Consider the following 13,813-nt stretch of genomic DNA (forward strand, 5'->3'; position numbering starts at 1 on the left):
GAAGAAAATCAACATGAAAAAGAACGTTCTATTTGGACTCACACTATTAGCCTCAATTGGATTCATGACTGCCTGCGGATCAAACAAAACGGTTTCTGCTAAAGCAGATGGTATGCCAGAAAAGATAACGATTGTCACGATGCCAGATGAAAATAATCCTGAAGCTGGCGGTAAAAATAAAAAATTTCAAGAAGATATGAGTAAAGCATTAGGCATTGAAGTGGATGTAATGGAAGGGGCAGATTACGCAGTAGGGATCGAAGCGATGAAAAATGAAAAGCTAGATATATTGTTAGTATCCCCTATGAGCTATTATCAAGCCAAAGAACGCGTAGAAATAGAACCAATCGTTACAACATCGTCCGCCGGAAAAGAAGCTTATCGTACGGTTTTTATCACAAAAAACGACAATGATAAAATTAACAATTTGAAAGATTTGAAAGGAAGTAATTTCGCTTTTGTTGATCCCGCTTCCTCTTCTGGTTATCTCTATCCAAAGTATGAATTGGTCAAAGAACTTGATTTAGAACAGGAAAAAGTCGAAGAACCAAATTATTTCTTTAAAACAGTAGCCTACTCTGGCAAACACGATTCAAGTGTCATGGGGGTTGCTAAAGGAGATTATGAAGCGGCCGCAGTTGCTGCACAAGTCTTACAATCTATGGATGATGCAGGATTAGTCAAAAAAGATAAGCTAAAAATCATTGGTGAAACGCAAGAAATTCCTAATGCAGCATACGTTATGAGAAAAGATTTACCAGAAGAATTGAAGAAAAAAATCAAAGATTTCTATTTGAACTATGATGATAAAGAATACTTTAAAGCTTTTTACAAAGACGATTCGGTGAAGTTTGTTGAGGCTCATGACACAGACTATGAATCGATCAAAGAGATGATGAAGGTCTTGGAAATAGAGGGAGAAAAATAATGACATTAGTAGAAATTAAAAATGTTAGCAAAGAATACAAAACGGGGCAAAAAGCATTAAATGATATTTCACTTTCAATCAATAAAGGTGAATTTGTTGTTGTTATCGGTCCATCTGGAGCAGGAAAATCAACACTGATTCGTGTAATCAATCAATTAGTTTCTCCAAGTTCGGGAGCTGTTTTGTTTCAGCAACAAAATATCACGACAGCAAAAGGAAAGAAGTTAAGAAAATTACGTTCACATATCGGGATGATTTTTCAGCATTACAATTTAGTGGAGAGAACAAATGTGCTGAAAAATGTCCTTCATGGAAAACTAGGACAGGTCTCTTTTTTTACAAGTGCATTTGGTCGATACACACAAGAAGATCGGCAAATAGCGATGGAATTATTAGCACAAGTTGGGTTACTGGATCAAGCCTATAAACGTGCAGATGAACTCTCAGGAGGACAGATGCAACGAGTGGGTATTTGCCGAGCGTTGATGCAAAATCCTGCACTGATTTTGGCAGATGAACCGATTGCCTCTCTTGACCCAAAATCATCAGAGATCGTGATGACTCAATTAAAAGAGATAACCGAGTCAAGAAATATGACAACGATTGTCAATCTACATCAAGTTGATATTGCTAAAAAGTATGCAACGCGAATTATTGGCGTAAAAAAAGGGGAAATTGTATTTGATGGAACGCCAGTCGAGTTGACAGAAGAAAAAATCGAACAGCTTTATAACAACGAGGCTATTCCAGCTATAAATATGGAAAATCCTACTATGATCCTAGCACAACAAGAGGAACATGCGTATGGATAATCTAGGATCAATCGCCTTAGCGCATCAAAAAAGTTTGAAAAAACGCGTAACAGTTGCATTGTTAAGTGTTATCGGAATATATTCCTTCGTTTATTTGCAAGTAGATCCTATAACACCGCTTTTGACTTTACCTAATGTTTTTCTATTTTTTGGTGAAATTTTTTTCCCGCCAAACTTCAATGGTTTTTCTAGCTATATCGCATTGATTGTGCAAACGTTGCTATTTGCGGTAGTAGGAACCTATATTTCCGCAGTCTTATCTTTTGTTTTTGGATTGCTAATGGCTGAATCAATCAATCCGATTGCACCATTAAGAATTGCTGTTCGATTTATTGTCTCATTTATTAGGAACATCCCCATATTGGTCTGGGCCTCGTTGTTAGTCTACATCTTTGGGATTGGAAACATGGTTGGATTAATTGCGTTGATTCTTGCAACATTTGGTTTTTTGACGCGTTCATATGCAGAAGAAATGAATAATATTGCAGATAGTAAATTAGAAGCATTAAAAGCAACTGGGGCAACACCTGCACAATTACTTGTTCATGGAATTATTCCTGCTTTTTTCCCTGCCTGGATCAATTGGACATTCTTTTCATTTGAAATCAACATTCGGGCATCAAGTATTTTAGGGATGGTAGGTGCTGGAGGGATTGGTATCATGATTCAAACGAATATTCGTTTGTTTAAATATCAAGAAGCAATGGCGCTAATTATCATTTTAGTCATACTAGTATTGCTAACGGAATTTTGTGTAAATAAACTTAGAAAGTGGATATTATAGGGGGAATGGGCGAATGAATAGAATTCCTTTAGTAAAGCCAAAAGATAAAATAAGAAACCTTGTGATTTGGGTAGTTGCTATCTTATTATTTGGGATTAGTGCATCATTATTAGATTTAGACATGGGAACTTTTTTATCGAGATTGGGTCAATCTGGTGAGGTGATTCGTCATTTTTTAACACTGGATATTTCAGATATTGGGACAATCTTGAGTGAATTAGAGCTATCTTTATCAATGGCCGTAGCTTCACTGATCTTAGGGGCAATCTTATCCTTTACAGTTGCTTGCTTGGGTGCTGATAACATTGCGCCAGCACATTTTCTGTCAGTAGGTATAAAAGCAGTCATATCCATTATCAGGGCGATTCCAGCACTTGTGTGGATCTTAATGATTGTCGCAAGTTTAGGTTTTGGACCACTATCTGGTGTTATTGGAATGATGTTTCCAACAGTCGGTTACTTAACAAAATCATTTATCAGCAGTATAGAAGAAATTCCAGTTCAGGTCATTGAGACCATGCGATCAACAGGAGCGAATTGGTTTCAATTGATACAAGAAGGCATTTTACCGAATGTATCAAAATCTTTTCTTAATTGGTTAGCGATTCGTGTTGAAGGAAACGTGGCTGAATCAATATCACTTGGAATGGTTGGAGCAGGAGGAATTGGCACACTACTGACACGAGCAATTGGTGGTTATCAGTATGGAAAAATCACGTTTATCTTTTTGGTGATTTTTGGCACGATGTTCACAATAGAAATGCTTGTGACAAGAGTCAAAAGAGCAATTTAAAGAAAAGAGGACAAAGCATGTATTATCAACGATTGCCTTTAGAAACAACCTATAATACGAGAGATTTAGGTGGTATACCAACGAAAAATGGACAAATAGTTACGTGGAAAAAGTTATTTCGTAGCGATGATGTAAGTCGTTTAAGTGCCTCTGATAGACGATTTTTAAAAGAATATGGTGTAGGAGTTGCAATAGATTTACGCAGCCGTCGTGAACGGGAAGAAACAAACTATACTTTAGAAGAAGAAACGTCTATTGAAACGTATCATGTTCCGTTTATGTAAGTATAAAAAAACATAATTGATACCATTTTATTTTAGGAAATTTTGATATTTTAACGGAGAAGATGGATGATAATTTTACTCCGTATCGTATTGAGCAGAGTGTAATGATGTGGATCAATGAAGAAGACGTTTTGGGAGAAATAGAATGTATATTTGCAAAACAAGTAAACGATGAAGTCACTTTGATGCCCAGTAAAATTAGGTACAATAAAAAGAGCTAGTGCTTTTATGCCAGCAATTGGCAACTTGTTTGGGCAGTGTTCGCTGTCTTTACAAGGCTTCAAATGCTTGGTTGCTGCCAGTCTTTGAAGTACTAATTTATTTTATATTCTAATTTGAACAGTTCATGCCAACATGAGCTGTTTTTTAGTGCACATCACAGCGATTACTTGAAGAGCAAATGATGCGCACTATTTGGCAACCGAAGAGAGAGAAGTTTACTCGTTCTATTCTACCCCTTAAGTATGTCCGAAAAGAATACAAACATGCAACATAATTTTTCTTACGAATACCATTAAATAACACTAAAAATTGCTCCCTTTTTATCAAAAAAAATAGAAAAAAGCGACTCAAAAATAATAAATAGATATTAATACGATTTTAAGTTCGCTAAAAAATAATCAACTAGCTTAAATAGCGACGAAGTTCTTTTGCTAAATTCATCCATTCCATTTCACCAGGGATTGACGATATTTGAATTGATTTGATATTAGAAAGGTCTTCAGGAATTGCAAAATTAGCAACAACAATATCAATATGTAGAAATCGAATTAAATTTTCAGTGACCGGTTGGTTAATCACAAAATGGATTTGAACCTCTTTTGGTGCTACAGATGCTGCAATATTTTTTAGGTGTTCTGAAATTATTGGAGTACTAGATATGGCAAATAAAATAATATGATCTCTTTTCAAATTAGTTTCGGTTAATAAAGTTAACGAAGTGGCTATATCTTCTTTGAAATGAAAATCAGAGTATTTTTCTAGATAATATAACCAATTTTCATATGTTTTGGGGTATTCATGTATAGCGATATTTTTTAAATCCTGTTGTTCCGTTTGAAAAAGAGGAGAAAATTTGCTTAACATGTCTAAATTAGACAAATAAGATTTTAAAATCAGATTGAGTTCAACGTTTGCGGAAAAATTATAATGTAAATCCTTGAAGAAGTTATCAACTATCGTATTAAAGGTTTTTAACATCGGTAACAAATCATCGAGAATGTAAAAAGAATCTTTTCCATAAACAACAGAATTTATAGCAATGATGTAAAGATAGATAATTTCAGAATCAGATAAATCAGTATAAAGAGTATCGTTTCTTGAAACCCAATCAATGGCGCTATGAATCGATTTGAAACCAGCATGAGTGCTATAGGTTGAAATAAGGGAACTGTCAAAAGAGACCTGGTTATTTTGAGCAATTCTATTGCGAGAAATTTTGATTAACTGAGCGAATCTATAGTAATCAATAGTCAATATCTGTTTATAATTGTCTCTAATGTAGTTTAAAAAGTTGTCTATTAGTTTAAAATCTGCATCTGTAAATGTATTCATCCAATTTCTGTGGTTATTGTTAAAATAATGAAAAAAGAAGTGGCGAATATCTATTTCATTTCCTATAAGTTCAAATGGATTCGTATTTAACGTTAAATGATAATCAGCTAATACATCTTTCAATAAATCGATATGTTTTCTTAAGGCTGACTGAGAGATAAAATGCTTTTCAGCAAAAGTTGCAACCTTTTCTTTTTTTCCTTCATAGAGTGAATCCACTAATATAAATATAGGATTATGTTGTATTAAATCATACATGTACGTTTGGATGGCTTTGGGAGAAGCTATTTTCCTGATGGACCAATTACTAGATTTGGTTAGTTCCACAGTTGAAGAAAGAGCATTTTCAATGGATAAAAAATCTTGCTGTAACGTTTTAATGGATACATCGTAATTCTTTTGTAAATCAAAAACAGATATAGGTTCATTTGAGTCTATTAATAAAGATAAAATATGTAGCTTACGTTTTAGGATGTTATCAAATATTAATCTTTTTTCTATCTCATTCATTTAATTTATCACTCCTTATTTGCATTATAATGCAAAATTTATCTTGAACATGTTCTAAAAATTCTAAATTGCAGAAAGAAATAAAGCGAATAATACGCTCAATTATAATCTATGAGAAGTTATTCCCTCTCAAAATCGCTCTATATATATAGGAAGAAAAAGAAAAAATATTTTTTTTTTTTTTGCATTTTAAGCGAAAAAAAAAGAATTTCAAATAGAAATATTTGTTGTATATTCAATAAGGACAAAAAATAAAAGTAAGGATGAATAACAATGACATATAAATCTATTGCTATTACAGATAGAGAAGAGAGCCGATTAAAAGACATACTATCTTCTTTTGACTTATTAGATTTAACTTTTACTACAGAAACAAACATAGATATTTCTCACTTAGATGCAGACCTCATTATTATAGAAGAAATCAAAGCGATTAGTTCAATCAATATACTAAACATATTATTTGAACTGAGAAAGAATTTTTCTGGACTAATTTGGGTGCTATCAGCTAACTATGAAGAAAAAAATGAAATTTTATATTACAAAATGGGTGTCGATGGAATTTCATACAGTGATAGATCCTCTGAGTTGATCCAGTTACAAATTACAAGTGCACTTGAACGTAATTTCAAAAAAAGAGTAAATATTTCTAATATGAGTAAAAATAAAGTTCCTTCTTTAAATTTAAATCCAATAAATTTGAGCGTACATAAAGAAAATGGAGAAGAAATTTCACTGACCCGAAGTGAGTACAATATTTTGAGCTTATTAATGGAAAATCTCAATAGTACAGTTACTTATGAAGAAATATTGTCTTTAATCTGGAATGACGATAAAAGAAGTAATAAGTATAAAATCAGTAATCTGATTTTTCATTTACGAAGTAAAGTAGAGAGTGATTTGAAAAAACCAAAATATATAAAAACAGTTCGATCAAAAGGGTATATGTTGAAAAATTCGTAAGTTGTTCTATTTAGAGATAAGCCTTAAAAATAAACTGAAGTAGATAGGAGGTAGAATGAAAAATGACAGAAAAAAAACCTGGGTTACTTTTTTTGGGGATATTAGTTGGTTTTCTGTTTTTTCCAAACTATACAGAAGCTACAGAAGAAATTGATAGTGTACCCGTAGATACTATTTTTAAAGTCCCTCAAGGAGCAAACAGTTATGTAGATGGAAATGAAATTGTTATAACAGATAATACATCAAATCAAATTGGCAGTATCTATTCTACTGAAGAAAATAAGATAGATCTTTCAAAAGATTTTTATGCTGAAATGTATGTAAAAATTGATGGTAGTGGTGACGGAATGACGTTTGTAATGCATAATGATCAACCTAAAACCCAAAATTTTTCAGGTTTAACTGGTCAGGGTTTAGCGGTCTACGGATCGTATTGGTATTTACAGGGGGTTTATATGTTGATAGGACCATCCCAATTAAAAAAAAGTCTGGCTATTGAATTTGATACTTATTACAACTTCGGATATGATCGATTTTTAAATACAAATTTAGGTAATGGACACATCGCATACACGACTCCAGATAGTTATGATGGTTATGGATTTTATGCAGACAGAACGGTTGCATCAGTTAAACACAATGGAGTGCAGTATCCTTCTTTTAAGCTTGGTGATGGTAAGTGGCGATTATTAACATTAAAATGGACTGCTTGGAATGCTAGTAATATTGGGAATTTAACGTATCAATACGAAGGATTAGAGCCTATTTCAGCATCAGTTCCTAAGTATACATTTGGTGGAACAGATAATGTTTATTGGGGATTCACTGGGTCAACAACTAATGTAACTGAAAAAGCAAGCGTTCGTTTTAAATCTTTACCAGGATTTGTAGATTACTCTGAAAATGTTGATTTCATTGATGCTGAAGGAAATAGCATTCAAAACATTACCCAAGATTCCGAGGTGACAGTTCACTATGTTGGTCAACATGTGGGAGGGAAACAAAACCTAATGGAACCAACTTATAAGTTCACTTTATCACCAAATCAAGAGTATCAACAAGGATCGTTTAAGCTCAATGGTGTTGCGGTTACACCAACATACGTTAATAATGAGTTGGAAATTCCTTTATCAAAAGACTTATCATCGACAGATAGTAAAGTTGATATCCAGTTTAAAGTAAAAGATAGTGAGGTGACCCAAGATACAGACTTAACACTGACAGCACATGTAAAAGCAAAAAATTTCCTGTCAGATAACGATTTCACATACAAAATAACCTACGACAAAGAAGCACCAACAGGAACAGGTAAATTAACATTTATTGATGCTGGTGATGAACAAGCACTTTCCAATGTAACAGATTACCGTCCATTTTTATCAGAATATCAAGATAACTACTCAGCAAAAGATAAAATCAGGGTTGAATTAAAACCTGGACAAGACATCGCTGCTTTAGTCAAAACAGTTGGTCCAAGTAGTGTTCAACTAACGCTTACCGATGAAAAAGGGAATGCACGTGATGTGACGGTTCCACTCTTTATTCAAAATCAGGATGTTGTCAAAAGTAGTCAGTACATTATCTATGGGAAAGACTTTAGTGTAAATTCAAGAAATTATCCTACAACAAATGCAGCATTGCGCTCTCTAATTTTTGAACAAACAGAGTTGAAATTATGGCAGTATGACGACGTATCTGTAACGGCAATGAATAATACTCAATTAAATCTATCAATGGATAAACTACCTCCAACGTCCAATACTGCTCAAGCAGGTGTCTATGAAGCAACCGCTTCTTATGGAAGCGGGACAGCTAAAGTAGCTAAGCCAGTTAAAGTGACGGTGATCCCAAGTATTGCGCCAGTATCGATTCAATTCGTAGATGAGAATAATCAACCTATTGTGGATGAAATTACGTTTGAATCAAATGTTGAAGAGTCGATTGACCTAACCAAAAACGAACAAGTCCTCGAAAAGCTTAAAGCGGTCAAAGCATTGAACTATGTTTTAGATGCGTCTCCTACAGATGAACAAAACCTGTTGGTCGTACCTGAAGGTGTCACACGAAAATATACGTTTAAAGGAACGCTATTTATTCAATCAGCACCTAAGACCATTAATTTTGGGGATCAAAATGTGAGTGCTTTTGATAAAACCTATGCCAATCCAGAGTATGATCAAGATTTAATCATATGGGATAATCGTCAAACGCTAGGCACATGGAAAATAACATTAAAACAATCACAAGATTTTAGTATCCCAGGAGAGCCATCTCAGAAATTGCCGGATGTGCTGAGCTATCAGATTTCAGGTGAAGAAAAACTGATTTCCACAGATGCTCAGGAAGTTTTTCGCTCCAAACACCAGTTCTCAGGGAAATATGATATTAGCGAAGAAACATGGGGACCAGAAAAACAAGGGCTGCGTCTGAACGTTCCGGTCGGTTCAGTGAAACAAATAGGGAAATATGAAACAACACTGACTTGGCAAATAGAAGAAGCCTATTGATAGGTACGCTAAAAAAAGAGATAGGTAATCGTTTGAAAGAGATAAATAATTAGTCTTTATCTCTATTCACAAAATAACTTAAAACGTTAGAATTGATTTTCTGTAAATTTGAAACAACAGTAGGAGGGCACATCTCTTAGATTTATCCATAGTTCGAAATCGTTGAATCTATTGAATATGGATAAGCTAACAGTAGAAAGGAGGTGAGAATAAAATGACAAATAAAAATGCGGTGTTGGTTTTTCTGATAGTAACGATTGGCTCTCTATTTATGCCTAAATATGTAGAAGCAGCTGAAGAGGTAGCGAGTGTTCCTATAGAAAATATATTTCAAGTACCTAAGTCAGGTGATAGCTATGTAGATGGAAATAATGTAATTATAACTGATAAAAAGACGGGACAAAACGGTGGTGTTTTTTCTACAGAAGAAAATAAGATAGACCTTTCACAAGATTTTGCTGCAGATATTAATGTAAATATTGACGGAGATGGTGACGGGTTAATTTTTGCTCTCCATAATGATCAAATTAAAACGCAACGTTATTCTGGAAACAACGGAGAAAACATGGGGATCTACGGAACTAGTTATTTTCTGTCTAGTAACAAACCCGTTGTAGACGGTGATCCTTTAAGATATAGTGTGGCGATTGAATTTGATACATACTTTAACCGTACAGTTAGAGCCTGGCCGCAGTTTCTACCGTATGGAACATGGGGGTACGACCAAAACCTTGAGGAGAATAATGGTAATGGTCACATTGCTTATACATTTCCTTATAAGGCAAGTAGCTATGCATTTTTAAATACTTGGGCTACAAATTATATTAATCATTCTGGAGTGCAGTACCCATCATTCAAACTTGGGGATGGTCAATGGCGCTTACTAAAGATTAAATGGACAGGATGGGATAGCTCAAATAATGGAACCCTAACCTATTCATATGGAGGGTTAGCGCCCATTTCTGTTCCTGTTTCAAGAGATACTTTTGGCACAGATAGTGTTTATTGGGGATTCATTGCTACGACAGCTCAAGCAGCTGAAAAGAATATGGTTTCTTTTAAATCTGTTCCAGGATTAGTAAATTACGCCGACAATGTTGAATTTAAGAATGCCAATGGCGAAAAAATTCAAAGTGCTACACAAGATTCTGAAGTAACGGTTCATTATGCTGGTCAATACACCAGCGGAAAACAAAATATGTTACCACCAACGTATACATTCACTTTATCTCCCTATCAAAAGTATCAGTATGGCACATTTCAGCTGAATGGTGTAGCTGTAACACCAAGTTTTAAGAACAATGAATTGAGTATTCCATTATCAAAAGTCTTAACGCTAGAAGATGGCAAGGTTGATATCCAGTTTAAAGTGAAAGATATCGGTGTGAGCAGTGATACTGATTTAACACTGACAGCACACGTAAAAGCACAAAATTTCCTATCAGATAACGATTATACGTACAGACTAAACTATGATAAAGAAGCGCCAACTGGAACAGGAAAGCTAACGTTTATTGATGTAGACGATGCTAAAGCAATAACCAACGTAACAGATTATCGTTCATTTTTATCAGAATACCAAGATAATTATTCGTCTAAGGATAAAATTACTGTGCAATTGAAAGAAAATCAAGCTGTTGCAGATATTGTCAAGACAGTTGGGCCAAGTAGTTTTCAAGTAACGCTTACAGATGAAAAAGGAAATACAGGTGATGTCACGGTTCCAATTTTTATTCAAAATGAAAATAGTGTCAAGAGTAGTAAATATATTATTTATGGAAATGATTTTAGCGTAGACTCAAAAAACTATCCAAAAACAGATGAGTCGTTACTTACTATGATTCGTGAAAAAGCAGGGCTTAAATTATGGCAATATGAAGATTTGTCGGTAAAAGAATTGACAAATACGCAACTAAATCTATCAGTCACGAAATTACCACCGACTTCTGCTTCTTTTGATCCTACTGAAGGAGGCATTTATGAATTGAGCGCTTCCTATGGTAGCGGGACTGAGGAGGTAGATAAAAAATTGAATATGACTGTGATTCCAACAATTACAAAAGTAAATATCGACTTTGTAGATGAAAAAGGAACACCAATTATTGAAGGAATATCGTTTGATGCGAAGGTTGGGGAATCTATTGATTTATCTAATAATCCACAAATAAAAGAAAAAATCGATGCTGTTAAATCGCTAAACTATGTGTTAGATAAAGTACCAACAGACGAGAAAAATCTTTTAGTCACCCCAAATATTAATCCAAAATACACATTTAAAGGGACGCTATTTATTCAATCAGCACCTAATACCATTAATTTTGGGGATCAAAATGTGAGTGTCTTAGATAAAACCTATGCCAATCCAGAGTATGATCAAGATTTAATCATATGGGACAATCGTCAAACGTTAGGCACTTGGAAAATCACGTTAAAGCAATCACAAGATTTTAGTATCCCAGAAGACCCATCGCAGAAATTGCCAGATGTGCTAAGTTATCAGACTGCTGGGGAAGAAAAAATGATTTCCACAGATGCTCAGGAAGTTTTCAGCTCCAAACACCAGTCCTCAGGGAAATATGATATTAGCGAAGAAACATGGGGACCAGAAAAACAAGGGCTGCGTCTAAACGTTCCGGTCGGTTCAGTGAAACAAATAGGGAAATATGAAACGACACTGACTTGGCAAATAGAAGAAGCCTATTAATGGAGAGGAGACAACGATGAAAAAACAGCGAATGATTTGTTTTGTTCTAACTCCTTTGATTTTTCTTGCCGTGTCTTTCGGTACGATCAATGAGGCCGCAGCTGAGGAGGGTGGACAAGTACAGACAAATGCAGGAATCGTCTTTAAAGAATCAGATTCCTCAATCGCTCAAACGAATGAATCAACACACAATGATTCTTCAAGTAGTGAACTTCCAAACACTGGCAAGAAGCCGACAGGACGATTGCCAAATACTGGGGATTTAATAAAAGTTAGCATGCTCTTCACAGGGGGCGCACTTATCCTAATTGCGTTGATCGTCTTCTTTTGGAAGAAGCGAAAACGCGTAAAAAGGGAGTGTGAATAAGATGAAAAAAAAATTACTCATCTGCTGCTTACTGTTTCCCCTTCTGTTAATGACTCCAGTGACGAGTCAAGCAGAAGAGTCGAATTACTCTGGTGAAGGAACAATCCGATTTAGTGGGAAGCAACCATTACAAGTGATGGACCCTGAACATCCAGAAAAACCTGCTGATCCAGGGGGCAGCCCTCATACTGATAACCTATTGAGGATTGATTTTGTCCCTAAAATTACCTTTTCGGATGCAACGATGTCTGAACAGGATCAAATCTATTACGGAAATGCCCAACTTTTCAATGATGATACCGGAGCGAGAGGAAACTTTATTCAAGTATCCGATTTTAGAAACGACAGCCAAGGCTGGACTTTACAGTTAAAGCAAAAAACGCAGTTCCAGAATCAATCGGCGAAAAGCAAGGAGTTAAAAGGCGCAGTGCTGTCCTTTGACAAATCATGGGCAAACTCCATAAATGACCAAACAACCGCACCTACGGTTTCAAAAGAAGTGATTCGTCTTTCGAATATTGGTGAAGTCTATAACTTAGCTGAAGCCAAGCCGAAAAAAGGTGAGGGAACCTGGGCAATTGCCTTTGGAGCATCTGTTACGAATACCAATCAACAGGCAGATACATTAAGGCCTAAATTGGACGAACAGAATAATCCAATCGGAGATCCAGCGTTTAATAATCAACCAATCTATGAGAATCAAGCAATTTCTTTATTCGTACCCGGTAAAACAGAAAAAGAGCCGGGCAACTACCAAACGGTGTTAACTTGGATTTTATCCGAGCTACCATAAATTATAAAAACTCTAGGAGGAAACACAAATGAAATTAACACACAAATTATGCGCAGCTACGCTATTAGCAGTATTAGGAGCAGCAGTAGCAGTGCCAAATGCAGTACAAGCAGCAGACGAACCAGCATCATGGAGCGGAAAAGGTTCAATCAACTTTTTAGAAGATGATAGCGTAGACACACCAACAGATCCAACAGATCCAACAAAACCAGTTGATCCAGAAAATCCAATTGTCACTCCACCAGTCAATCCAGCAACAGGACCATTAAAAGTGATTGCAGTAACGGATTTAGATTTTGGTACAGATAATAAAGTTACGCCAGCATCTGGAAGTGGTTGGGAATATTCAGCAAAAGCTGCTCAAATTGAATACAAAGACGGTACTAAAGTTGCTAGTCCAAATTTCGTTCAGTTTAAAGATACACGTGCAGATAACAAAGCAAATAAACACACAGTAACTGCTAAAGCAACTGCGTTCACAAATTCAGAAAATCAAGAGCTAAAAGCAGCGCAATTGAACTTTAGCAATGTGAAATTGGTTAATGGAGCCAATCAGAATCAAGTGAATGAAACTGGCGTTAAAGCAGTACAAACGGTTGAAACGGATGGTACAACACCTGCAACATTTGTGACACAAGATGCAGATGACAAAGGTTTTGGTCAATTTACCTTGCAATTCGGAGATACGGCAGATAATACGGCAGATGATTCAGTTAAATTATGGGTACCAGCCGAAGGGAATAAATTATCAACAAGCAGCAGCTATACTTCAACAATCACTTGGACAATTGCTGACGCACGATAATTCAAGTAA

Annotated in this window: 12 protein-coding genes; 11 read left to right on the forward strand and 1 reads right to left on the reverse strand. The window is 35.3% G+C overall.

The features are described from left to right. Window positions 1-13: 13 nt before the first annotated feature. From IGJ50_RS11705 to IGJ50_RS11725, 5 genes are read left to right on the forward strand one after another with little or no spacing between them, the layout of a single operon-like run. Window positions 14-928 carry a phosphate/phosphite/phosphonate ABC transporter substrate-binding protein gene (locus IGJ50_RS11705; protein WP_239574262.1) on the forward strand — a complete coding sequence of 305 codons (915 nt, stop codon included), beginning with the start codon at window positions 14-16 and terminating at the stop codon, window positions 926-928. Beyond that, window positions 928-1,740 carry a phosphonate ABC transporter ATP-binding protein gene (phnC, locus tag IGJ50_RS11710; protein ID WP_429950528.1) on the forward strand — a complete coding sequence of 271 codons (813 nt, stop codon included), beginning with the start codon at window positions 928-930 and terminating at the stop codon, window positions 1,738-1,740. The genes IGJ50_RS11705 and phnC overlap by 1 nt, the downstream gene beginning before the upstream one ends. Further along, on the forward strand, window positions 1,733-2,524 hold the full coding sequence (gene phnE, locus IGJ50_RS11715; RefSeq protein WP_429950530.1) for a phosphonate ABC transporter, permease protein PhnE: 792 nt from the start codon (window positions 1,733-1,735) through the stop codon (window positions 2,522-2,524). The genes phnC and phnE overlap by 8 nt, the downstream gene beginning before the upstream one ends. Before the next feature lie 13 nt (window positions 2,525-2,537). After that, window positions 2,538-3,317, forward strand: coding sequence for a PhnE/PtxC family ABC transporter permease (locus IGJ50_RS11720; protein ID WP_429950532.1), 780 nt, complete (start codon window positions 2,538-2,540; stop codon window positions 3,315-3,317). 17 nt (window positions 3,318-3,334) lie between these two features. Beyond that, window positions 3,335-3,601 (forward strand): tyrosine-protein phosphatase, encoded by a 267-nt coding sequence (locus tag IGJ50_RS11725; RefSeq protein ID WP_429950534.1) that lies wholly within the window; start codon window positions 3,335-3,337, stop codon window positions 3,599-3,601. A 624-nt stretch (window positions 3,602-4,225) separates the two neighbouring features. On the opposite strand, the gene IGJ50_RS11730 is transcribed toward IGJ50_RS11725, so the two are convergent. Next, window positions 4,226-5,665, reverse strand: coding sequence for a helix-turn-helix domain-containing protein (locus IGJ50_RS11730; protein ID WP_429950536.1), 1,440 nt, complete (start codon window positions 5,663-5,665; stop codon window positions 4,226-4,228). Between the two features lie 273 nt (window positions 5,666-5,938). Here IGJ50_RS11730 and IGJ50_RS11735 point away from each other — a divergent pair, with 273 nt between their 5' ends. From IGJ50_RS11735 to IGJ50_RS11760, 6 genes are all read left to right on the forward strand, one after another. Continuing rightward, entirely contained in the window at window positions 5,939-6,628 is a 690-nt protein-coding gene (locus tag IGJ50_RS11735; RefSeq protein WP_429950538.1) for a winged helix-turn-helix domain-containing protein, read from the forward strand. Between the two features lie 62 nt (window positions 6,629-6,690). Then, complete coding sequence (locus IGJ50_RS11740) at window positions 6,691-9,135, forward strand: lectin-like domain-containing protein (protein ID WP_069640658.1); 2,445 nt, start codon at window positions 6,691-6,693, stop codon at window positions 9,133-9,135. A 214-nt stretch (window positions 9,136-9,349) separates the two neighbouring features. Continuing rightward, window positions 9,350-11,839, forward strand: a complete 2,490-nt coding sequence (locus IGJ50_RS11745; protein WP_429950541.1) for a WxL domain-containing protein — start codon at window positions 9,350-9,352, stop codon at window positions 11,837-11,839. A 16-nt stretch (window positions 11,840-11,855) separates the two neighbouring features. Then, window positions 11,856-12,206 carry an LPXTG cell wall anchor domain-containing protein gene (locus IGJ50_RS11750; RefSeq protein ID WP_429950543.1) on the forward strand — a complete coding sequence of 117 codons (351 nt, stop codon included), beginning with the start codon at window positions 11,856-11,858 and terminating at the stop codon, window positions 12,204-12,206. A 1-nt stretch (window position 12,207) separates the two neighbouring features. Next, window positions 12,208-12,999 (forward strand): WxL domain-containing protein, encoded by a 792-nt coding sequence (locus tag IGJ50_RS11755; RefSeq protein WP_429950545.1) that lies wholly within the window; start codon window positions 12,208-12,210, stop codon window positions 12,997-12,999. 28 nt (window positions 13,000-13,027) lie between these two features. Beyond that, window positions 13,028-13,804: a WxL domain-containing protein gene (locus tag IGJ50_RS11760; RefSeq protein ID WP_429950547.1), complete on the forward strand. Its 777-nt coding sequence runs from the start codon at window positions 13,028-13,030 to the stop codon at window positions 13,802-13,804. Window positions 13,805-13,813: the final 9 nt, after the last annotated feature.

This window comes from Enterococcus sp. AZ101, assembly GCF_050499005.1.
GTDB lineage: Bacteria > Bacillota > Bacilli > Lactobacillales > Enterococcaceae > Enterococcus_L > Enterococcus_L ureilyticus.